At 69.5% G+C, this 21,989-nt stretch carries 19 protein-coding genes, 1 tRNA gene, 1 rRNA gene and 1 other RNA gene; 13 read left to right on the plus strand and 9 right to left on the minus strand.

The window, feature by feature from the left end:
• The first annotated feature begins 68 nt into the window (after nt 1–68).
• The 6 genes from rrf (at nt 69) to ssrA (ending at nt 2,879) form a co-directional block, all read left to right on the plus strand.
• A 5S ribosomal RNA gene (gene rrf / locus FV218_RS17200) occupies nt 69–184 on the plus strand.
• A 74-nt stretch (nt 185–258) separates the two neighbouring features.
• Nucleotides 259–335 (plus strand) — tRNA-Met (locus tag FV218_RS17205).
• Nucleotides 336–422: 87 nt separating this feature from the next.
• A complete protein-coding gene (locus tag FV218_RS17210) occupies nt 423–1,850 on the plus strand; it encodes an SNF2-related protein (RefSeq protein WP_147710869.1) in 1,428 nt (475 codons plus the stop codon).
• Nucleotides 1,851–1,987: 137 nt separating this feature from the next.
• Nucleotides 1,988–2,167: a hypothetical protein gene (locus FV218_RS17215; protein ID WP_056091807.1), complete on the plus strand. Its 180-nt coding sequence runs from the start codon at nt 1,988–1,990 to the stop codon at nt 2,165–2,167.
• A gap of 7 nt (nt 2,168–2,174) precedes the next feature.
• Nucleotides 2,175–2,492, plus strand: coding sequence for a hypothetical protein (locus FV218_RS17220; RefSeq protein ID WP_147710870.1), 318 nt, complete (start codon nt 2,175–2,177; stop codon nt 2,490–2,492).
• Between the two features lie 23 nt (nt 2,493–2,515).
• Nucleotides 2,516–2,879, plus strand: a transfer-messenger RNA (tmRNA) gene (ssrA, locus tag FV218_RS17225).
• 173 nt (nt 2,880–3,052) lie between these two features.
• Here the strand turns inward: ssrA and FV218_RS17230 are convergent.
• From FV218_RS17230 to FV218_RS22865, 3 genes are all read right to left on the minus strand, one after another.
• Nucleotides 3,053–3,706 carry a hypothetical protein gene (locus tag FV218_RS17230; protein WP_056091812.1) on the minus strand — a complete coding sequence of 218 codons (654 nt, stop codon included), beginning with the start codon at nt 3,704–3,706 and terminating at the stop codon, nt 3,053–3,055.
• Nucleotides 3,707–3,830: 124 nt separating this feature from the next.
• On the minus strand, nt 3,831–4,217 hold the full coding sequence (locus FV218_RS17235) for a hypothetical protein (RefSeq protein WP_147710871.1): 387 nt from the start codon (nt 4,215–4,217) through the stop codon (nt 3,831–3,833).
• Nucleotides 4,218–4,577: 360 nt separating this feature from the next.
• Entirely contained in the window at nt 4,578–4,748 is a 171-nt protein-coding gene (locus FV218_RS22865; protein WP_157085545.1) for a hypothetical protein, read from the minus strand.
• A gap of 379 nt (nt 4,749–5,127) precedes the next feature.
• Here FV218_RS22865 and FV218_RS17240 point away from each other — a divergent pair, with 379 nt between their 5' ends.
• Nucleotides 5,128–5,790 carry a hypothetical protein gene (locus FV218_RS17240; protein ID WP_147710872.1) on the plus strand — a complete coding sequence of 221 codons (663 nt, stop codon included), beginning with the start codon at nt 5,128–5,130 and terminating at the stop codon, nt 5,788–5,790.
• Between the two features lie 15 nt (nt 5,791–5,805).
• Here the strand turns inward: FV218_RS17240 and pgl are convergent, their stop codons facing one another.
• The 6 genes from pgl to FV218_RS17270 form a co-directional block, all read right to left on the minus strand.
• A complete protein-coding gene (gene pgl, locus FV218_RS17245; protein WP_147710873.1) occupies nt 5,806–6,528 on the minus strand; it encodes a 6-phosphogluconolactonase in 723 nt (240 codons plus the stop codon).
• 44 nt (nt 6,529–6,572) lie between these two features.
• A complete protein-coding gene (gene gnd / locus FV218_RS17250) occupies nt 6,573–7,547 on the minus strand; it encodes a phosphogluconate dehydrogenase (NAD(+)-dependent, decarboxylating) (RefSeq protein WP_056091822.1) in 975 nt (324 codons plus the stop codon).
• A gap of 141 nt (nt 7,548–7,688) precedes the next feature.
• Nucleotides 7,689–10,535, minus strand: a complete 2,847-nt coding sequence (locus FV218_RS17255; protein WP_147710874.1) for a bifunctional transaldolase/phosoglucose isomerase — start codon at nt 10,533–10,535, stop codon at nt 7,689–7,691.
• 140 nt (nt 10,536–10,675) lie between these two features.
• Nucleotides 10,676–12,751, minus strand: a complete 2,076-nt coding sequence (gene tkt, locus FV218_RS17260; protein WP_147710875.1) for a transketolase — start codon at nt 12,749–12,751, stop codon at nt 10,676–10,678.
• 118 nt (nt 12,752–12,869) lie between these two features.
• Nucleotides 12,870–14,756: a glycoside hydrolase family 15 protein gene (locus FV218_RS17265; RefSeq protein ID WP_147710876.1), complete on the minus strand. Its 1,887-nt coding sequence runs from the start codon at nt 14,754–14,756 to the stop codon at nt 12,870–12,872.
• Between the two features lie 143 nt (nt 14,757–14,899).
• Nucleotides 14,900–15,478: a hypothetical protein gene (locus FV218_RS17270; protein WP_147710877.1), complete on the minus strand. Its 579-nt coding sequence runs from the start codon at nt 15,476–15,478 to the stop codon at nt 14,900–14,902.
• A gap of 272 nt (nt 15,479–15,750) precedes the next feature.
• Here FV218_RS17270 and FV218_RS17275 point away from each other — a divergent pair, with 272 nt between their 5' ends.
• The 6 genes from FV218_RS17275 to FV218_RS17300 all read left to right on the plus strand — a co-directional run.
• A complete protein-coding gene (locus tag FV218_RS17275) occupies nt 15,751–16,338 on the plus strand; it encodes an ANTAR domain-containing protein (RefSeq protein WP_056091829.1) in 588 nt (195 codons plus the stop codon).
• Nucleotides 16,335–17,351 carry a CmpA/NrtA family ABC transporter substrate-binding protein gene (locus FV218_RS17280; RefSeq protein ID WP_056091833.1) on the plus strand — a complete coding sequence of 339 codons (1,017 nt, stop codon included), beginning with the start codon at nt 16,335–16,337 and terminating at the stop codon, nt 17,349–17,351. Before FV218_RS17275 ends, FV218_RS17280 begins: the two co-directional genes overlap by 4 nt.
• Nucleotides 17,352–17,805: 454 nt before the next feature.
• On the plus strand, nt 17,806–19,095 hold the full coding sequence (locus FV218_RS17285) for a CmpA/NrtA family ABC transporter substrate-binding protein (protein ID WP_056091835.1): 1,290 nt from the start codon (nt 17,806–17,808) through the stop codon (nt 19,093–19,095).
• Nucleotides 19,095–19,961: a nitrate ABC transporter permease gene (ntrB, locus tag FV218_RS17290; protein WP_056091838.1), complete on the plus strand. Its 867-nt coding sequence runs from the start codon at nt 19,095–19,097 to the stop codon at nt 19,959–19,961. Before FV218_RS17285 ends, ntrB begins: the two co-directional genes overlap by 1 nt.
• Before the next feature lie 10 nt (nt 19,962–19,971).
• Nucleotides 19,972–20,766, plus strand: a complete 795-nt coding sequence (locus FV218_RS17295; RefSeq protein WP_147710878.1) for an ABC transporter ATP-binding protein — start codon at nt 19,972–19,974, stop codon at nt 20,764–20,766.
• A gap of 13 nt (nt 20,767–20,779) precedes the next feature.
• The coding region (locus FV218_RS17300) for an FAD-dependent oxidoreductase (protein ID WP_147710879.1) at nt 20,780–21,989 on the plus strand (1,210 nt) is incomplete at its 3' end.

The following is a 21,989-nucleotide window of genomic DNA, read 5'->3' on the forward strand; positions in this document are numbered from 1 at the left end:
GACCTGGGTCCCCGCCTGCGCGGGGATCTCCGCTTCGCTGCGACTTGCCGAACGATGTGCTGCGCCGGTCTGGTGGTTTGAGCGGTGTGCCCAGAACCCGATCCCATCTCGAACTCGGCCGTTAAACGCACCAGCGCCCATGGTACTGTGTCTCAAGACACGGGAGAGTCGGTCGCCGCCAGACCTGCACAGCACATCTCAAAACCTCAGCATTCCCTCCAGACGATCCGAACTTGCCCCAAAGGCAAAACACCCTGGCGCGGGGTGGAGCAGCCCGGTAGCTCGTCAGGCTCATAACCTGAAGGTCACAGGTTCAAATCCTGTCCCCGCAACCAAATACCAAACAGACCAAAAAGCCCCCGATCCTCAACGGTCGGGGGCTTTTTGCCGTCCGATGATCGCCCGCCAACGGAGCCGTTCCCATCGCCGAACCCCAGACCGTCCTCGTCCCAAGGCCGCATCAGGAACAGGCCGCACGGGCTATCCTCGCCGCGCGGACGGGCGGAAAACCCGGGTTCCTGCTCGGCGACATGACCGGCCTGGGAAAAACCCTGTCGGTGTGGAGCGCCCTGGCTCGTATGCCGGAGCCCGACATCCTCATCGTCTGCCCCAAGGGAGCAATGCCGCAATGGCGGCGCACCATCGCGCAGGCGGGCCTGTCAGCGAAGTCCGTGACCCTGCTCAACTATGAGCGCACCAAATCCCTCATGGCGCCGCCGGCGGCGAGCAAGCGGCGCTCGACGCGGGCCAGGAACAACGAACTCGCCAAGCACGGCCAGTTGAAGCGGACCTGGTCCCTGGTCGCCTTCGACGAGAGCCACCGCCTCCGCAATCCGACGGCCCAGCAGACCCTCGTCTGCCGCCAGCTCGCCCAGGCCGCGCGGTTCGCAGTCTATCTCAGCGCCACCGCCGGCCAGGCCCCCCACGAGCTGTCCTATCTCGGACGCCTCCTGGGGGCAGCCGCCGGCGCCCCCTGCGATACCCTCGCGGAGTTTCGCGATCTCCTGCGGCGCCTCGGCATCGGCGGGGCGAAGGGTCGCTGGGCCAACTGGCGCTGGACGGCCAACCCCCGCGACTGCGCCGTGATGGCGGAGCTGCTCTATGCCGGACCGGACGCCATCGGCCTGCGCCGCCGGCCCGGTGACATCGCCGGCTGGCCGGAGGTGCAGCGCGAACTCGCCGCCACCGCCCTCGATCCCGCGGCGCGCCGGCTCTACGACGCCAACTGGCGGGAGTTCCGCCGGAGCTGGGGTCTGCTCGGCGGCAGCGCCCGCCGCCCGGCCGGCTGGGCGGCCGACCTGCGCTTTCGCCAGAAAGCGAGCCTGCTCCGGGTCGCCGGCACGGCGGATTTCGTCGAGACCCTGCTTGAGTCCGGCGAGGCCGTGGCGGTGTCCGTCGCCTTCCTCGAGACCGGCGCGGCCCTGGCCGAGACCCTAACCCGGCGCGGCTGGCGCACGGGCGCCATCGACGGGACGCGAGCTGACGCCGCCAACGAGGCCGAACGGGTGGCGTTCCAGACCGGTGCCCGCGACGTGGTCATCTTCACCGTGACCGAGTCGATCTCGCTCCACCGCAACGAGATGACGGGGGGCGAGGCGGTACGGTCCCTCGTCATCCACGACATGCGCCACAGCGCGATCCAGCTGGCGCAGATCGAGGGCCGCTGCCATCGCGACGGCGAGCGGGCGACGATCTACTACGCTTTCGCCGAAGGGACGGTGGAAGAGACCATCACCGCCACGGTCCTGCGCCGGATGACCGCCATGGAGGCCATGGCCGGGGAGGACACCGCCCTCCTCGATGCCATCGCGGCCCTCATCGAGGGCACGCCCACGCCGCCCAATCCGTAGCACGGGCGTATGGGCTGCCGCCGCCGAGGTCCGATCCGGACGGACCTTTCGGGGAACGGCCGTAGGGTCTTGTTTCCCCAACGGCTTTCTCGAAAACCGGATTCCACTTTCATGGCCGATGCCGTAAGGCGAGGGCCATGTCAGACCTGGAAACGCTCCTCGATCGCCTGAAGAACGCTCAGCGCGATCTCATCCTCGACGCGGCGAAAGTCGCCATGGTGCCACCCGACAGCATGCTGCGGCGGATTGCCGACCTCGAGAACACCATCGCGGCGGTGGAAGCGCTCATCGACGAGCAGCGCCACGCTCGCGCCTGACCGTGCCATGCTCGAAACCCCGGACGGGCGCTACATCGTCGTGCGCGGCCGGCTCTGGCGGCGGACCCGGCCGGATCTGGCCCCGGACATCCGCGACGGCCTCGTCCACGACCTCATGGATGCGAGGCGGGCGGTGAAGGCCGGCCGGCAGGCGGGCGATCCGGAGGCGGTTGCGCAGGCGCGGGCCGCCGTCGAGCGGGCCAAGCGGGGCCTCGGGGAACGCGGCCCGGTGTGGTGGACGGACGGCGCGCCGGACCTCAACCGCCGCATGGCCCGCAACACCCCCTATGCGGAATGGTACGCGGACCAGTCCGACGAGGCGTGACCGCGTCGTTTCCGCGATCCGCCGCACTGGACCCCGGGCCGGGCATCGCTTATATTCCGGGTGCGGTTGATGACCGGTTCATAATAACGTTTCAGGACCCGGAGGGCAGTACTCCGGCGCCTCCACCAAAAGCCCATCCCGTCGATGGTGGGTTTCTGATGGGGGCGAAATAGGATCGACTGGGCGGTAAAGGGATCGCGAGTTCAGTCTCACTTCGGTGGGATACGATGCGACTGTCGGTAAGGTTTCGACCGGTTTGGCGTAGGCAACCCCTATTCCAGGCATCTGACCAAAACTCTAAATGCCAACGATAACGTTGTCATGGATGCCCGCCTCGCGGCGTAAGCATCTTGCGGTAGGGTAACCGTCGAAACAGAACCCGGGGCTTCGGCCCCGGGACCCACTTTTCTCACCATGGCTGCCTCGACCGGATCGCGTAACGCGCGAGGCCGGCGTTTTTGCGTGCGTGGGACGAGCGGAGCACGCACGCAAAAACGCCCCGCGACGAATCGCGGGGCGCAAGGTTCCGGACGGTGACGTTCGCCGATGATGGCCCGATGTCAGACCGGGTTCGACGGGTAGGACCGGACGCGGGCGCGGCCCTCAGGCGTCCCGGACAGGACGGCCGGATCGGACGCCGCGGCGGCCTGCGGGGCGGTCCAGCCCTCGGCGCGCCAGCCCTGAGCCCGCTCGTCGATGTCGATGGAGCCGTGCTCCTCGAGGATGTCCATCACCGCGGTGGCGCGGGCTTCGTCCGCCCGGACGGTCACCAGGGTGCCGCCACGGCGCACACCCTCGGAGTAGGTATGGGCGTCCGTCTCGCTCAAGCCCGCCCCGGTGAGGCCACCGGCAAGACCACCCGCCGCCGCGCCGATGCCGGCGCCCGTGAGGGTGGCGACGAGCCAGCCGGCCGCCACCACGGGGCCGACGCCGGGGATCGCCATCAGGCCGAGGCCCGTGAGCAGGCCAGCGGCACCACCCAGAACCGTGCCGACGGTGGCGCCGGTGCCGGCCCCCGTCGCGGTGCTCTCGGCGGTGTCGGTGTGGTCGTGCGTCGCTGTCGGGGAGGCGACGCGTCCGGCGTGGCGGTCGCCCTCGTTGCTGCCGACGATGCTGATGTCGCTGTGCGGGACGCCGAGGGTCTCGATCTTCGCCACGGCGGCGCTGGCATCGTCGTAATTGTCGTAGAGGGCCGTAATGGTCTGCTGGGCCATGGTGGACTCCTGTTCAGGTCTGAAACGCGGACTCGGGATCGGCGAAGCGCTCACGGAACCCCGTGGGCCGCTCGGGTCCCCGCGAAAAGCCCCCTCATGTCGGGGCAATCTTCGCGGGACACGCTCAATGCGCGGCGACGTTGCCCTTGAAGTCGATGCCGACCTTGACGGGCTTGCCATCGAGCATCGCGTCGGCCCGCCAGATGCCCTTGTCGTCCTTGGTCAGGCCTTTGACGTCCTTGTAGCCGGCCTCGGTGAGGCGGTGATGCGTCTGGGCCTCGGTGAAGCTGTTGGCGCCTTCCTCGAGCTTGGCGCCCGTGGCGGCATGGGCCGTGCCGGGCTTGGCCGCATCCGGCCGGTCGGTGTTGGGCCGGGTCACGGCTTCCTGGCCGCCGGAGGTGGCACTCGACTTGGCGTCGGGGGCGGGCGTTCCGGTCACGGTGGTCTGGGCGAGGGCCGGGCTGGCGCCGAGGACCGTCAGGATGGCGAGGGTTTGCAGGGTCCGGTTCACGGTATTCTCCTTTGACTGAGGACCCATTCAATCTCCGAGATTGCCCGATCGTTCCGTCTTTCGTAACAGCGGATCAGTCTTCAGTGTGATGGGAAGGGCGCTGCGCGCGATCCCATTTGCCGGATCACTTTCATCCAAAAAACTCGGACGAACACGAATTCTTGGCGGATGGCGATCGCGACTGATGTCTCTCCGCCGTCATGCGTTTACGCGCGTAAAACGGTGTCCCCCGGCGGCAAACCAACCAAGCCATGGACTGCTGGCCCGGGCACACCCCGATACCGATTCAGCGCCGGCCTCCACCCTGGAGGCGCCCGGCCAGAGCGGCCGGTTCGAACCTTCCGAACGCGAGCCCGAGGCTCAGGCCATCGCATCCGCTTCGCCGGAATCCTCTCCGGTTGCGTCATCGACGAAGACGCCATCCGGATGTGCCACGGGCGGGAACAACTGGGACAAGCCCTGGGCAACGCCAAACACCACGGGATCGGAGGCAAGATCGCCGGAGGGCATGAGATGGCTGGTTTCAGTCACGGCTCGAAGACTCCCAGGCGATCCCCCCGGCGTCGGTGGACCCGTTCGCATGCAGGATGAATCGCAGGGACGGTAAAGTCGCCAGAGGCGAATCGTTTCCCTTGCGTTAACGAAATTGCACCTGGCGTGGCGAAAGGATCACCGTTTCGCCCTACGAATCCGTGCCGGATCGAGACGCGCGGATCAGGATTTCCCATCCGGCCTCTGAGACGTGCATCATCCGTTGGTATCGTCCGGAACCAATTCGTACCGTGCACGACAGATGAGTTGCGAGCCCCCTCAAGAAACCACACGACCCCGTGGGAACTGTTCAGGTTGAGCTTTTGTTAAAGGCTCATCCCAGCGTGCGGCGGGGATTGACAACGAGAGCCGATTTCCCATGACCCGAGCTCCGTCTTTCGTGCGCGGCGGTGTCGCCGTTGCGCTCTTCACCGCCCTGAGCTTTACCCTTCCGAACCAGGCCATCGCGGCCGATGACGGTCTCGGCGGCCTGTTCCAGCGCTTGTTCCAGCCGAGCCAGCCCGTGGCGATGCAACCGGCACCCGCTGCGGACGCCGCGGCGTGGCCGACCCAACGGCAGATGAATGTCCGCCGCGCGGCGCGGGCCCTGAACACCCGCCCCCGGCCGAACATGCGCTACGCCGCCCTGCCGAAGGCCGAGCCCCTCAAGATTCGGGTGAGCGACCGTCAGACCCCCCTCGACCTGAGCGCCGGACCGGCCGCCGCGTTCATGAAGGACGAGACCCTGCGGCCCGGCGACATCGTCGTGCTCAAGGAGGGTGTGAAGGTGTTCACCGGCAACCCGGACAAGCGGCACGCGGCGCGCGATTTCGAGGGCGTCGGCCGTTCAGCCTTCGTCGATCGGCACACCCGCGCCCTGCTGTCGGCGATGGTGATGCCCGTGGGCGCGATCCCGGCCGACGAGGCACGGCGGATGGCAGCCAAGGCGCGCAAGGTCCTGCCGACGAGCGTCGCGCCGGTGCAGGCCGAGACCGCGTCCATGCGGGTCATCATGCCCTGGACCGTCGCCGCCTCAAACTGATCTATTTCGCGGGGTTCAGGCCCCCGCGGCGGCACGATCCAACAGCCAAGTGACGGGGCCCGCGACGCGGAACGCCGGAAGGGTTTCGCCTTCGGCAAGGCGTTCGAGGGGTGCGCGCTTGGCCTCCCCCGTCACCAGGAAGAGGACGCTGCGGGCTGAGGCAAGGACCGGGAACGTCAGGGTGATGCGCGGGACGAACGGGGCGAGCCCCGCCTCCGGCACCGGAGCGACCCAGGCCGTGGCCTCGTCCAAGGCGGGCTTTCCCGGAAACAACGAAGCGGTGTGGCCGTCCTCGCCGAGACCGAGGAGGACGAGGTCGAACAGGGGCCGGCCCGGGTCGAGGCGGTCGGCGCCGTAGAACGCGTTCAATTCCGTCCCGTAAGCCGCCGCATCCGCCTCCAGGGTCCCCTCCGTGGGAATGCCGTGGAGGTTGTCAACGGGGATCGGCGCCCCGGCGAAAGCCTCGCGGGCCATGCGGACGTTGCTCGCCGCATCGTCCCAGGGCACGTGGCGGTCGTCGCCGAAGAACCAGTGCAGCCTCGCCCAGGGGAGGGCGTCGCGATAGTCCGGGCCGGCCAGAAGGGCATAGAGGCGCTTCGGGGTCGAACCGCCCGAGAGGCAGACGGCGACGGGCCGGTCCGGGGCCGCCGCGCACAGGGCGACGAGGCGGTCGGCCGCCGCCCGCGCCACGGCGTCCGCATCAGGCAGGATCTCGGAGTTCTTCGGCAGCGGGATCATCGCGTGGTCCTCGACGTCGCGGTAGCGATGGGATGGGCGGGTCCCTACTTCGGCTCCTGGTGACCGCCAAATCCCTTGCGCATGGCCGAAAGCAGCTTGTCGGCGTAGCTGGCATCCTCGCGGGAGCGGAAGCGGGCGTAGAGGGCGGCCGAGAGCACGTTGGCAGGCACCGATTCCTCGATGGCGGCATTGAGGGTCCAGCGGCCCTCGCCGGAATCGGCGACGAAGCCGGAGAAGTCCGACAGGCTCTCGTCGCCGGCCAGCGCCCCGGCGGTGAGGTCGAGGAGCCAGGACGAGACCACGCTGCCGCGCCGCCACACCTCGGCGATGTCGCCGATGTTGAGGTCGAAGCGCTGGCCCTCGGGCAGATCCGGCGAGTTGGCGTGCTTGAGGATGTCGAAGCCCTCGGCATAGGCCTGCATCAGGCCGTACTCGATGCCGTTGTGGATCATCTTGACGAAGTGGCCGGCCCCGCTCGGCCCGGCATGGATGTAACCCTCTTCAGCGCGGGCATCGCGGCCGTCGCGGCCGGGGGTCTTGGGAATGCTGCCGGCGCCGGGTGCCAGGGTCCTGAAGATCGGGTCGAGGCGCGCGAGGGCCGCGTCGTCGCCGCCGATCATCATGCAGTAGCCGCGCTCCAGGCCCCAGACGCCGCCGGAGGTGCCGACATCGACGTAGTGGATGCCCTTCGGCTTCAGCTCGGCGGCGCGGCGGATGTCGTCCTTGTAGAACGAGTTGCCACCGTCGATGATCACGTCGTCGGCGGCCATGAGGCCGCCGAGCTTCGCCACCGTGCCCTCCGTGATGGCGCCCGCCGGCAGCATCACCCAGGCATTGCGCGGCGCGTCGAGCGTCTGCACGAACTCCTCGAGGCTCGCCGCCCCGGTGGCGCCCTCGGCGACGAGGGCCGCCACGGCCTCCGGGCTCTGGTCGAACACTACGGCCGTGTGCCCGTCGCGCAGGAGCCGGCGGACGATGTTGCCGCCCATCCGGCCGAGGCCGATCATGCCGAGTTGCATGGGTGATCTCCGTGCGTTTTTCCCCTCCCCCTTGCGGGGAGGGGTCAGGGGTGGGGGTGGTGCCGGACGGGCGCGGCGGTGCCTTCTGCACGACCCCCACCTCCGGCTCCTCCCCGCAAGGGGGAGGAGAGGACGCTTATGTCAGGCCAGGGCCGCCTTGAGCGCGGCGGCGATGCGCTTCAGGCCGGCCTCGACGTCGCCGCCCCTGATGTGGACCCGCAGGGCCCGCCGGCCGCGCTCGGCCAAGACCGAAAAGTCGCCGCGCGCCTGGGCCGCCACCACGGTGCCGAAGCCGAGGGTGCGCCCCGGGATCGACAGATCCTCCGACGGATCGGCGGTGATCTGCAGGAACAATCCGGTGTCGGGCCCACCCTTGTAGGCCTGGCCCGTGGAGTGGAGGAAGCGCGGGCCGAATTCGAGGCAGGTGGCGAGGCGGGTCTTGTCGCGGAGCGCCACGCGGGCGTCCTGCAGGATCGCGTGGTGCTTCGGGTTGCGCGCGACGTAGGCCAGCAGGGCGACGTAGTCGCCGGCCTTGGCCCGGCCGAGATGGGCCTTGAGGGCCGCATCCAATCCATCCGATGCCTGGGGCAGGGCCCCGGCATTCTTCGGGTCGGCGTAGAGCGCGATGGTGTCGTCGGAGAACAGCGGCGTCTCGGCGGGGAGAGCCCCGCTCGCCTCGGCCGCATCGAACAGCTTCTTCGTCTCGATCTTGCTCGCTTCGACGTCGGGCTGGTCGAACGGGTTGATGCCGAGCATGGCCCCGGCCACCGCCGTGGCGATCTCGAAGCGGAAGAATTCCTGCGGCAGCTGCTCTTCGTTCGCCAGGGTGATGTGGACGACGGGATGGCCCTCGCGTTCGAGGCTGCGCACGGCCTCGTCCTGGCGCGCATCGGCGCGATTGTCGAGGCGCAGGTACACGAAGATCCGGTCGAGTCCGTACACGGCCGGCACGTCGACGGGCTCGCCGTCGATGGGGATCAGGCCATGGCCGTCCTTGCCGGTGGATTCGGCGATGAGCTGCTCGGCCCAGGCGCCGAACGTGTCGATGCCCGGGGAGGCGATGAACGTGACCTTGTCGCGCCCCGCCGCCAGGGCAGCGGCGCCCAGTGCCGTGCCGAGGAGTACGCCCGGGTTCTGCGCCGGCGGCACGGCCGGGCCGCAGGAGCGGACCATGGTGCGGGCGGTGTCGAGGAACGCCTTCACGTCGATGCCAGAGGCCGCCGCCGGCACGAGGCCGAAGGCCGAGAGCACGGAGTAGCGCCCGCCGATCTGCTTCACGCCGTAGAAGATTTTTCTGAAGTTGTCGGCCTTGGCCGCCGCTTCCATGGCCGAGCCCGGATCGGTGACGGCGACGAAATGCGCCCCGGCGCGCTCGCCCACCGCCGCCTTCATCCGGCCGAGGAAGTAGTCGCGAAACACGTTGGGCTCGAGGGTCGAACCGGACTTCGAGGCGACGATGAACAAAGTCGTCTCGAGGGTGATCGCCGCTTCCGTCTCGCGGACCTGATCGGGATCGGTCGAATCGAGGATCCGCAGCGTCGGGAAGCCGTCGCGGTGTCCGAACGTCTCGGCCAGCACTTCGGGGCCGAGGCTGGAGCCGCCCATGCCGAGGACCACCACGTCGGTGAAACCGGTCTGGCGCACGTCGTCGGCGAAGGCGGCGTAATCGGAGACGTGGGCGAGTTCGTCCTCGACGATCCGCAGCCAGCCGAGCCACTTGTCCTCGTCGGCGTTCGACCAGACGGTCTTGTCGTGAGCCCACAGGCGGCGGATGGCGCCCGAGGCACGCCAGGCCTCGACGGCCTTCTTCGCTTCCGCCGCGATGGGCTCGGGCAGCACCAGGGTCTGGCCGTCGAGCTTGGGCCCGAGGAAGTCGATGCGCTTGCCCGCGACCGCGCCGAGGAGCTTGTCGGCGGCGTCGATGAAGAGCTGCACGCCCTCGTCGACGAGCTGGTCCCCGACCTGTTCGATGTCGATGCCGGCGCGGGCCAAGCCGTCCATCACGGCCCTCGCCCCATCGAGGTCGGTCTCGATGGCGGCCTTGACCGTGCCGTGGTCGCGAAAGGCGTCCATGGTGGCCGGCGGCATGGTGTTGACGGTGTCGGGGCCGATCAATTCCTCGACGTAGAGCACGTCGGAATAGGCCTTGTTCTTCACGCCCGTGGACGCCCACAGCAGGCGCTGGGCCTTGGCGCCCTTTGCCGCAAGGGCCTGCCACTTCGCTTCCGAGAAGACGGACTTGAAGCGCTGGTAGGCGAGCTTGGCGTTGGCGATGGCGACCTTGCCCTTGAGGGCTTCGAGGGGCGCCTTGTCGGCGCTGCCGGCGGCGATCTTGTCGTCGAGGGCCTTGTCGACGGCGACATCGATGCGGCTGATGAAGAAGCTCGCGACGCTGGCGACCTTCGAGACGTCGCCGCCCTTGGCGCCGAATTCCTCCAGGCCGTCGATGAAGGCACGGGCCACGGCCTCGTAGGTCTCGACGGAGAACAGCAGGGTGACGTTGATGCTGATGCCGTCCGCCGTGAGCGCCCGGATCGCCGGGATGCCCTCGCGGGTCGCCGGCACCTTCACCATCAGGTTGTCGCGGGCCACCGTCCTGTGGAGACGCCGGGCCTCATCCAGCGTGTCCTCGGTGTTCAGGGCGAGGTAGGGCGAGACCTCGAGGCTGACGTAGCCGTCGGCGCCGTCGCTGGCCTCGTAGACCGGGCGCAGCACGTCGGCCGCCGCCTGGATGTCGGCGATGGCGCAGCCCTCGTAGAGGTCGATGACCCGGGCGTCGCCTTCGTCCATCACGGATTTCAGGGCGGCGTCGTATTCCTGCGATCCGCCGATGGCCTTCTCGAAGATCGACGGGTTCGAGGTCACGCCGCGCAGGCCGTCCGCGTCCACCAGGGCCTTGAGCTTGCCGTCGAGGACGAAGCCGCGGGCGACGAAGTCGAGCCACACGGCCTGGCCCTGTTCGGGGAAGAGAGCCTTGAGCGGGTTCATGCGAAAACTCCCAGTCGTCCGTCGTCGTGAGTCGCGCGCAAGAGGGTGGCGCCGTTCAACCATCGTCGTCCGGGAATGCGCCCCCTCTCCCGAAAAGGGGGGAGGGGATGCGCGTCCCGTCGTTCGAAAACCCCCGAACCCTACTTCTTGTGCCGCGCGATCTGGTCGCGCGCCGCCTGAAGCACCTTCTCCGGGGTGAAGCCGAACTTCGTCTGCAGGTCCTTGATCGGCGCCGAGGAGCCGAAGGTGTGCATGCCGATGATCGTGCCGGCCGAGCCGGCGTAGCGGTCCCAGCCGATGACCGAGCCCTGCTCGACGGCGACGCGGGCCAGCACGTCCGGGATCAGGACCGAGTTCCGATAGGCCTCGTCCTGGCGCTCGAACAGGTCCCAGGACGGCATCGAGACCACGCGGGCCTTCACGCCCTCCGCCGTCAGGGCCTCGTAGGCGCCGACGCAGAGCTGCACCTCGGAGCCCGTGCCGATGAGGATCACGTCGGGCGTGCCGTCGCTGTCGGCCAGGACGTAGGCGCCCTTGGCGACGCCGGCGGCACTCGCGAAGGTCTCGCGGTCGAGGGTCGGCAGGGGCTGGCGGGAGAGGGCGAGCACCGCCGGCTGGTCCTTGAGGCCCATGATGACGCGATAGGATTCCGCGACCTCGTTGGCGTCGGCCGGGCGCAGGGTGACGAGGCCGGGGATCGCCCGCAGGGTCAGGAGCTGCTCCACCGGCTGATGGGTCGGCCCGTCCTCGCCGACCCCGATGGAATCGTGGGTGAAGACGTGGAAGACCGGCAGCTCCATCAGGGCCGCGAGGCGGATGGGCGGGCGCATGTAGTCGGCAAAGACCAGGAAGGTGGCGCCGTAGGCGCGCAGGCCCACGAGGCCGAGGCCGTTGACGATGGAGCCCATGGCATGCTCGCGCACGCCGAAATGGATGTTGCGGCCACCCGGCTCGAACGGCGACAGGGTACCGGCACCCTCGAATTCGAGCTTGGTCTTGTTGGACGGCGCGAGATCGGCCGAGCCGCCGAGCAGGTGGGGCACGTTTTTCGCGATGGCGTTGAGGACCTTGCCCGACGATTCGCGGGTGGCCATGCCCTTGGCGTCGGCCGGGAAGACCGGGATGTCCCGGTCCCAGCCCTCGGGCAGGCGACCCGCGTGCAGGGCGTCGATCTCTTCGGCCAGGGCGGGATCGGAGGCCTTGGCCTCACCCATGAACCGCTCCCAGTCGGCGAAGAGCGCCGCACCGCGCTCGCCGATGCCGGCCTGGAAGTTTTCGCGGACCCCCTCGGGCACGAGGAACTGCGCGTCCTCGGGCCAGTCATAGGCGCGCTTGGCGCCCTTGGCTTCCTCTTCGCCCAGGGCATCGGAGTGGGCCTTGGAGGTGTTCTGCTTCTTCGGCGCGCCGAAACCGATGATCGAATTGACCACGATGAGCGTCGGCCGGTCGCTGGATTGCAGGAAGGTCTCCAGGGCGCCCGAAATCGCGTGGACGTCGTTGGCGTCGGCGACCCGCAGCACCTGCCAGCCGTAGCCGAGGAAGCGCGTCGCGACCTCTTCGGAGAAGGCGAGCTCGGTGTGGCCTTCGATGGTGATGGTGTTGTTGTCGTAGATCCAGCACAGGTTCGACAGGCGCAGGTGCCCGGCGATGGAGGCGGCCTCCGAGGCGACGCCCTCCATGAGGTCGCCGTCCGAGCAGATGGCGTAGACGTTGAAGTCGAACAGCGGCAGCTCGGGCCGGTTCAGGGTCTCGCCGAGGAAGCGCCCGCCCATGGCCATGCCGACGGAGTTGGCGACCCCCTGGCCCAGCGGCCCGGTGGTGGTCTCGACGCCGGTGGTGAAGTGGTATTCCGGATGGCCCGGCGTCTTGCTGTCGAGCTGCCGGAAGTTCCTGATATCATCCAGGGAGACCGCGGGCTCGTTGCCGCCATCGGTCTGGGCGACGCCGGCGAGGTGCAGCAGGCCGTAGAGCAGCATCGAGGCGTGACCGGCCGAGAGCACGAACCGGTCGCGGTTGGGCCAGTGCGGGTGGGCCGGATCGTAGCGCAGGTACCGGTTCCACAGGGTGTAGGCCACGGGCGCCAGGGCCATCGGCGCGCCGGCATGGCCGGAATTCGCCTTCTGCACCGCGTCGATGGCCAGGGTGCGCAGGGTGTCGATGCTGAGCTTGTCGATGGGGCTCAGGGCCTCGCTCGGCTTGGTGTCGGCTCCGCTCATGGTCTCGTCTTCCTTCGTATCGCCTGGGCCGCCCACGCCGCGGGTCCAGCCCTCGTCCCGTGGAGGGTCGCCGGCGCGATGCCGGCCCCATCCACCTCGATTCACGTCGACGCCGCCGTCAGGCGGGCATCGTCTCGGCCGTCCCGTCGGCCCGGAGGCGTGCGCCCCGGGTGCCGGTTCCGTCCCCGTTCCTGGTTCCGTCCTCGGCGCCCGCGCTGCGTTCCCGGGCCGGCCCGTTGGCCCGGCTGTAGTTCAGGATGGTGTTCACCAGTGTGACGTGGCTGAACGCCTGCGGGAAGTTGCCGACGAGGCGCTTGGCCTTCACGTCGTACTCCTCCGAGACGAGGCCGACATCGTTGCAGACGCCGATGAGCTTCTCGATCAGGGCGCGGGCCTCCTCGCAGCGGCCGAGGCCGATGAGGTTGTCGGCGTACCAGAAGCTGCACGGCAGGAACGCGCCCTCGTCGCCCGGCAGGCCGTCCGTGGTCTGGTCCTCGGTGTCGTAGCGCAGGATGAAGCCGTCGCGCATCAGGGTCCGGCCGATGGCCTCCACGGTCCCGACCACGCGCGGGTCGGTCTGGGGCAGGAAGCCCATATGGGCGATGAGCAGCAGGCTCGCATCGAGGCTCTTCGAACCGTAGGACTGCACGAAGCTGTTGAGCTGCGTGTCGAAGCCCTTGTCGCAGACCTCGGCATGGATCTGGTCGCGGATCTCGCGCCAGCGCCCCACCGGGGCGTCGACGCGGGTGTCGCCCTCTTCGAAGGAGCGGATCGCCCGGTCGAAGGCGACCCAGGCCATCACCTTGGAATGGACGAAGTGCCGGCGTCCGCCGCGCACCTCCCAGATGCCCTCGTCCGGCGTGCTCCAGACCTTCTCGAGGTGGCGCAGGAGCGCCTGGCCGACGCGCCAGCCGTCGGCGTCGCCGAGCAATCCGCGCTGGCGTGCCTGGTAGAGGGCGTCGAAGATCTCGCCGTAGACGTCGAGCTGGAACTGCTCGACGGCGGCATTGCCGATGCGCACGGGCTTCGAGTTCTCGTAACCGGGCAGCCAGTCGAGCTCGATCTCGGGCAGCATGCGCTCGCCGGCGATGCCGTACAGGATGTGGGCCTGCTCCGGGTTGCCGGCCACCGCCCGCACCAGCCAGTCGCGCCAGGCGCGGGCCTCGTCGAGGTAGCCGCCATCCATCAGGGCGATGAGGGTGAAGGTGGAATCGCGCAGCCAGCAGAACCGGTAGTCCCAGTTGCGCACGCCGCCGAGATCCTCCGGCAGGGACGTGGTCGGCGCGGCGACGATCCCGCCCGTGGGCTGGTAGATCAGCGCCTTCAGGGTCAGGAGCGAGCGCTGAAGGATGGCATCCCACGGCGTACCGTGGGCGGAACGGTTCGACCAGTCGCGCCAATGGCGGTCGGTCTCGAACAGAACCTTGCGCGGCTGCACCGGCGGCGGGTCGTCCTCGTGGGAGGGGCCGTAGCTCAGGGTGAAGGCGACGCTCTCGCCCGCCGCGACGGAGAAGTCGGCGGCCGTGGTCTGGCCCTCGCCGTGGAGCGGAACGAGGGTGCGCAGGACCACCTTGTGCGGGCCCGAGATGGCGCGCAGGTCCCCGAGTTCGTTGTGCGACACCCACGGCACGGCGAGCCCGTAATCGAAGCGCACGGCCAGATGCATCCGCATGGCGACCTCGCCGCTCAGGCCGTCGACGATGCGCACGAGGTGCGATCCGTCATTGGCCGGCATGTAGTCGGTCACCCGGACGCAGCCGGTCCCGGTCTCGTGATGGGTCTCGAGGACGAGGCTACCGGTGCGGTACTGGCGGGACGTCTTCGCCGCCCGGTCGGCGGGGCCGAGCTTCCAGAAGCCGTGATCCTCGGTGCCGAGGAGGGCGGCGAAGCACGCGGCGGAATCGAAGCGGGGCCAGCACAGCCAGTCGACGCTGCCGTCGCGCCCGATCAGGGCGGCGGTGCGGCCGTCGCCGACGAGCGCGTAATCCTCGATCCGTCCCGCCATCCACGCCCTCGTCCCGGCAAACCCGCGGCACGTTCCACCTCGCGGCAACGCATCGTCGATGGCGTCCACCTAGTCCCCCGAGGGGGCAGGGTCCAGGGCGCGCGGGGCGAGAAACCGAGCCGTCTCGAAAACCAGGGCTGCGTTCAGCGCAGGGTGCCGACGAAATCCACCACGGCACCGCCCAGCGCCGAGGCCTGCGTGCGCGCCGCCGCGCCCTGGATGCCGACGAAGTCGCGGGCACGGCCGACGGCCCGGATCGCCGGCGCGAAGGGGAGGGCCAGATCGGGCAGCAGATCGTCCGCCTCGGCGGGCGCCGGCGCCTCGACCTGCGCCACGCTCGCGACGGGGTCCGCACGCGGGACCTCGGCGGCTTCGGCGATATGGGTCTTGGCGGGAGCGGCCCGGCGCAGGGCGGCGACGCGGGGGCCGGCCGGACGGTGCTGCGCGACCGCCGTCATCGAAGCGGCGGCCACGACGATGGGGAACTGGCGCGGGAAGGCGAGGGCGGCGGGCACGAAGGGCGGCGCGGCCTCGGCGACCTGGATCGCGGGCGCCGCCACGATCCGCGGCGCCATCGTCGTGCTGATGACCGTCCGGGGCGCTGCCATGGGAGCCGGCGCGGGCGCGTCCGGCTCGCGGCAGAGCAGCGAGCCTCCACCGAGCACGAGGGCCATGAGCAGGGTGGGCAGCAGGGGCGGCGTCACGCCGGAGGTCGCATCCATGCCGAGGCCCTCATCGGCACATCCGCACTGGTTTCGCTCCGTCATGCCGGCATCCTCGCAATCCATCGCTGTCCCCACGCCCATAAGCGGGGTCGTTTGCGGCGGAAGCTGGGCTATTTCCTTTCGCAACGGTAAACCGCCTCCCTTCGGCTGCGTCCCGCTCCCCGAAACCGTCGTGCTCAAAAGCGCGCCCTGCCCAAAACCTCACCTTGCCGGGAATCGGAGCCCCGTGCGATCAGCGTGAGGCGGCCCTCCCTGCCCTTCGGACCCCGATGACCGAGCCGTCCCTCACCGTCGCCGTGATCGATCCGAGCCCGGCACGCGCCGCGATCCTCGAAGAAGGTCTGGCGGCGGCCGGCATCGCCCGCGTGGTGATCCTGCCCGACACCGCCGACCTGCCGGCCCGGGTCGCCGCCCTCAATCCGGACGTGGTGGTGATCCACCTCGAGAGTCCGAGCCGGGACATCCTCGAGCAGATGTCCGGCCTGTCGCGCCACGTCGAGCGGCCCGTGGCGATGTTCGTCGACCGCTCCGACGTTCCGATGATGCAGGCGGCGGTGGATGCGGGCATCTCGGCCTACGTGGTCGACGGCCTCCACCCCCAGCGCATCCGCTCGATCCTCGACGTGGCGATCCTGCGCTTCAACGCCTTCGCGCGGCTCCAGCGCGAACTCTCGGAGGCGCGCGGGGAACTCGCCGACCGCAAGCTCATCGAGCGCGCCAAGGGCATCCTGATGACGGCCAAGGGCCTTCCCGAGGAGGAGGCCTATCGGCTGATGCGGCGCAAGGCCATGAACGAGAAGCGCAAGATCGCCGACATCGCCCGCGCCATCGTCACGGCGGCGGACCTGCTCGGATGAGGCTCGCTCTCGGATACGTGCCCCTCGTCGACGCGGCGGCCCTCATCGTCGCCGTGGAGGGCGGGTTCACCGCCGCCGAGGGGCTGGCGGTGGACCTCGTGCGCGAGCCCTCCTGGGCGACCCTGCGCGACAAGCTCGCGCTCGGCCACCTCGACGGCGCCCATATGCTGGCGCCCCTGGCGCTGGCCAGCACCCTCGGGATCAGCGGACCCGAGACCCGGCTCGCCGTGCCGCTGGCCCTCAACCTCAACGGCAACGCCATCACCGTCTCGCGGGCCCTCTGGGCCGCCATGGGCCCGGACGGCGCGGACGTGGACACGGTGGCCCGCGCCTTCGCCCGGGTGGCGCGGGAGCGGGCGGGGCAGGGGCGTCCGCTGACCCTCGGCACCGTCCACCCGTTCTCGAGCCACACCTACCAGCTCCGGCTGTTCGCCGCCCGCGGCGGCCTCCACCGCGACGGGACGACCCGGACCGTGGTGATTCCGCCGCCGCGCATTGCCGAGGCCCTCCGGGCCGGGCATATCGACGGCTTCTGCGCCGGCAGCCCCTGGAACAGCCTCGCGGTGGAGGACGGCTACGGCCGGATCGCGGCCTTCGGCTGCGAACTCGCGCCCGACTGCCCGGAAAAGGTGCTGGCCCTGCCCGCCGATGCCGCGCCGGCCAGTGGAGCCCTGGTGCGGGCGGTGCGCCGGGCCGGCCATTGGTGCGCGCAAGCGGAGAACCACAACGAACTCGCGGACCTGCTGGCGGCCCCCGGCCACCTCGCCCTGGCACCGGCCCTGATCCGCCGTGTCCTGGCCGGCACCATCGTGGTCGATCCCGACGGGACGCGGCGGGACGCGCCGGACTTCGTGGTGTTCGGCCCGCGCGTCGAGGAGCCCCGGGTCGCCCGGGTCGACTGGCTCCTCGATCAGATGGCGGCGGCCGGCCAGTTCGTCCCCACGCCCGCCCTGACCGAGCGCGCCCGCGCCCTCTACCGGCCGGACCTGTACGCGGCCGCCCTGGCGGATTGATCCGGCGAACTGATCCGGCGGCGTGCCCGCGTCACCGGCACCCTGCATACGGATTGTGCAGTGCGGGAGCGGAGACGCGGAATGCCGCGTTTCGCCTCAGGCGGTGCCAAGCGCCCGACGGGCCGGATGCAAGGCCGGATGCAAGGGCGGCGCGGGCCCCGGCGGACCGGCCGCGCTCCGACGCCCTGAGACGTTTTGGACAAATTCCAAAGTTCTCATTCGCTTAGGCGCCCCGGACGACCTCGCACCGCGATCCGGCCCCACGCGATCCGGGCCGTGGCATGCCTCCTGCTAGCTCATCGGGGCACGTCAACGAAGACGCGCCACATCCGTCGGCAGAGCCGCTGACCCGAGTCTCCCCCAAGGCACGCATCCTCCTGCGTCCGACGGAAGTGCTTGGTCGGCGGTATTTTTGTTTCGGCGGGCTGTAGCCCTGGCGAGGAATCCGGTTTCGATGAGTGATGGTTTTGCCAACAGCCGGCGCAACATCCTGAAGGGGGCGGTCGCGACCCTGTCCCTGGCGGCGCTCGCCCGCACGGCCCTGCCCGGCGGCGCCTTTGCGCAGGGCGCGGGTCCCGAGGTGAAGGGGGCCAAGCTCGGCTTCATCGCCCTGACGGATGCCGGCCCGCTCTTCGTCGCCAAGGAAAAGGGCTTCTTCGCCAAGCACGGCATGCCCGACGTCGAGGTGCTGAAGCAGGCCTCCTGGGGCACGACCCGCGACAACCTCGTGCTCGGCTCCGAGGGCAACGGCATCGACGGCGCGCACATCCTGTCGCCGATGCCCTACCTCATCACCGCCGGCCGGGTGACGCAGAACAACGTCCCCGTGCCCATGCAGATCCTGGCGCGCCTCAACGTCAACGGCCAGTGCATCTCGGTGGCCAAGGAATACCTCGACCAGAAGGTCGGCCTCGACGCCAAGACGTTCAAGGCGGCCATCGAGAAGAAGAAGGCCTCCGGCAAGTCGGTGAAGGCGGCCATGACCTTCCCGGGCGGCAACCACGACCTCTGGATCCGCTACTGGATGGCGTCGGCCGGCATCGACCCCGACAAGGACATCGAGACCATCGTCGTGCCGCCGCCCCAGATGGTGGCGAACATGAAGGTCGGCACCATGGACTGCTTCTGCGTCGGCGAGCCGTGGAACGCGCAGCTGGTGCAGCAGGGCCTCGGCTTCTCGGCGCTCACCACCGGCGAGCTGTGGAAGGACCATCCCGAGAAGGCCTTCGCCATGCGGGCCTCCTGGGTCGAGAAGTATCCGAACGCCGCCAAAGCCCTCACCATGGCGGTGCTGGAAGCGCAGATGTGGTGCGACAGGCCCGAGAACCGCGACGAGTTCGCCGGCATCGTCGCCAAGCGCCAGTGGATCAACATCCCGGTGGCCGACGTCGCCGGCCGGATGAAGGGCACCATCGACTACGGCGACGGCCGGGTGGTCGAGAACAGCCCGCACATCATGAAGTTCTTCGCCGACAACGCCTCGTACCCGTACCAGTCCCACGACCTGTGGTTCCTCACCGAGGACATCCGCTGGGGCAAGTTCGACGCGCAGACCGACACCAAGGCACTGGTCGCCAAGGTGAACCGCGAGGACATCTGGCGCGACGCCGCCAAGGCCCTGGGCGTCACCGCGATCCCGAGCTCCACGTCGCGCGGAAAAGAGACTTTCTTCGACGGCAAGGTCTTCGATCCGGCCGATCCGGCCGCCTACCTGTCCAGCCTCGGCATCAAGAGGACCGCGTGATGGCCAACACCTCCACCATCGCCGCCAGCCCGGTCGCCGCGAAAGCGGCCAAGCCGAAGCGCGCGCCCCTCGTCACGATGGCGACCCTGAACACCATCGCGAAAAACCTGATCCCGCCGGTGGTGGTGCTCATCGCGTTCCTGGTGATCTGGGAGCTCCTGTGCTCGCGTCCCGGCGCCGGCCTGCCGCCGCCGTCCCGCGTCGTCACCGAGGCCTGGGACATCATCGCCCACCCGTTCTACGACAACGGCGGCACCGACAAGGGGCTGTTTTGGCACATCGCCGCCAGCATCCAGCGCGTGGCCCTGGGCTTCGCCCTGGCCACCGTGGCGGGCATCCTGGTCGGCACCCTCATCGGGCAGTCGGAATGGGCCATGCGCGGCCTCGATCCGATCTTCCAGGTCCTGCGCACGATCCCGCCGCTCGCCTGGCTGCCGCTCTCGCTGGCCGCCTTCCGCGACGGCCAGCCGTCGGCGATCTTCGTGATCTTCATCACCTCGATCTGGCCGATCATCATCAACACGGCGGTGGGCATCCGCAACATCCCGCAGGATTACCGCAACGTCTCGGCGGTCCTGCGCCTCAACCCGATCGAGTTCTTCTCCAAGATCATGCTTCCCTCGGCGGCGCCGTACATCTTCACCGGCCTGCGCATCGGCGTCGGCCTGTCCTGGCTCGCCATCGTGGCGGCCGAGATGCTCATCGGCGGCGTCGGCATCGGGTTCTTCATCTGGGACGCGTGGAACTCCTCCCACATCTCCGAGATCATCGTCGCCCTCGTCTATGTCGGCGTCATCGGCTTCATCCTCGACCGCTTCGTCGCCTTCGTCGGCAATCTCGTCACCCGCGGCACCGCGACGGCCTGAGGATCATCCCATGACCTATCTCAGCATCGAGAACGTCGGCATCTCCTTCACCCGCTCTGGCCGCACCAACGAGGTCCTGCGCGACGTCAGCGTCAAGATCGACAAGGGCGAGTTCGTCTCCCTCATCGGGCATTCCGGCTGCGGCAAGTCGACGGTCCTCAACATCGTCGCCGGCCTGCTCAAGGCCTCGACCGGCGGCGTCCTCCTCGAAGACAAGGAAGTGAACAGCCCCGGCCCGGACCGCGCCGTGGTGTTCCAGAACCACTCCCTCCTGCCGTGGCTGACCGTGCGCGAGAACGTGGCGCTCGCCGTCGACAAGGTCTTCAAGGGCAGGAAGTCCCGCGCCGAGCGCGGGGCCTGGATCGACCACAACCTCGCGCTCGTGAACATGACCCACGCCGCCGACCGGCGCCCGAGCGAGATCTCGGGCGGCATGAAGCAGCGCGTCGGCATCGCCCGCGCACTCGCCATGGAGCCGAAGGTCCTGCTCCTCGACGAGCCGTTCGGCGCCCTCGACGCGCTGACCCGCGCGCACCTGCAGGATTCGCTCATGGACATCCATGCGCGGCTCAAGAACGCCGTCATCATGATCACCCACGACGTCGACGAGGCGGTGCTGCTCTCCGACCGCATCGTGATGATGACCAACGGTCCCTCGGCCACCGTCGGCGAGATCCTGACCGTCGATCTGGAGCGCCCGCGCCGGCGCCTCGACCTCGTCGAGGACGCCACCTACACCCATGCCCGCGCCGCGGTCCTCGAGTTCCTCTATGCCCGGCACGCCAAGCCGGCCATGGCGGCCTGAGGATACGGCCGTCATGAGGGAGCGGTTGGTCGTCATCGGCAACGGCATGGCGTCGTTACGGTTTCTCGAACGCCTCACCGAGCGGGCGCCGGGGCGCTACGACGTCATCGTCGTCGGCGCCGAGCCGCAGGCCGCCTACAACCGCGTCCTGCTCTCGTCCCTGCTCGGCGGCGAGGTCGACGAGGCCGGCTGCGCCTTCCGGGGCCTCGACTGGTACGAGGACCACGGCATCCGCCTCATCACCGGCGCGCCGGTGACGCAGGTCGACCGCGAGAACGCCCTCGTGATGGTGGGCGAGACCCACGTCCTGCCCTTCGACAAGCTCGTGCTCGCCGTGGGGTCGGTGCCGATCCGGTTGGCCAAGCCCGGCATGGACCTGCCCGGCGTGCTGACGTTCCGCGATCTCGCCGACGTCGCGGCCATCCGCAAGGCGGCGGTGGAGCACGCCCGCGCCATCGTCATCGGCGGCGGGCTCCTCGGCCTCGAGGCCGCCGTCGGCCTCGCGCGCCTCGGGGTCGACACCACGCTCCTGCACGTCATGGACCGCTTGATGGAGCGCCAGCTCGACCACGCCGCCGCCGGCCTCGTGAAGCGCGCCATGGAGGCCCGCGGCGTCACGGTGCTGCTCAAGGCCGACACCGCCACCATCGAGGGCGAAGGCCGGGTCGAGCGCCTGATCCTCTCCGACGGCACCGTGCTGCCCGCCGACCTCGTGGTGATGTCGGTGGGCGTGCGCCCCAACATCGCCCTGGCGCAGGGCGCCGGGATCGAGACCGGACGCGGCATCAAGGTCGACGACCGGATGCAGAGTTCGGACGCCCGCATCTTCGCCCTCGGCGAATGCGCCGAGCACCGGGGTATGGTCTACGGCCTCGTCGAGCCCGCCTACGAGCAGGCCGAGGCCCTGAGCCGCCACCTCGTCGGCGAGGACGCGGCCTATCTCGGCACCTCCCTGTCCACCAGCCTCAAGGTCTCGGGCCTGCCGGTGTTCTCCGCCGGCGCCATCGAGGCGCCGGAGGGCTCCGAGACCATCCTCATGAGCGATCCCGGCCTCGGCCTCTACCGCAAGCTCATCGTCGCGGACGACCGGCTGCTCGGCGCCGTCTTCGTCGGCGACATCGCCGAGCAGGGCTGGTGCAAGGAGCTCATCCGCACCGGCGCCTCCATCGGCGGCCACCGCGACGACCTCATGTTCGGGCGTCAAGCCCCCTATCCCCTTGCCC

Source organism: Methylobacterium sp. WL69, from assembly GCF_008039485.1.
Lineage (GTDB): Bacteria > Pseudomonadota > Alphaproteobacteria > Rhizobiales > Beijerinckiaceae > Methylobacterium.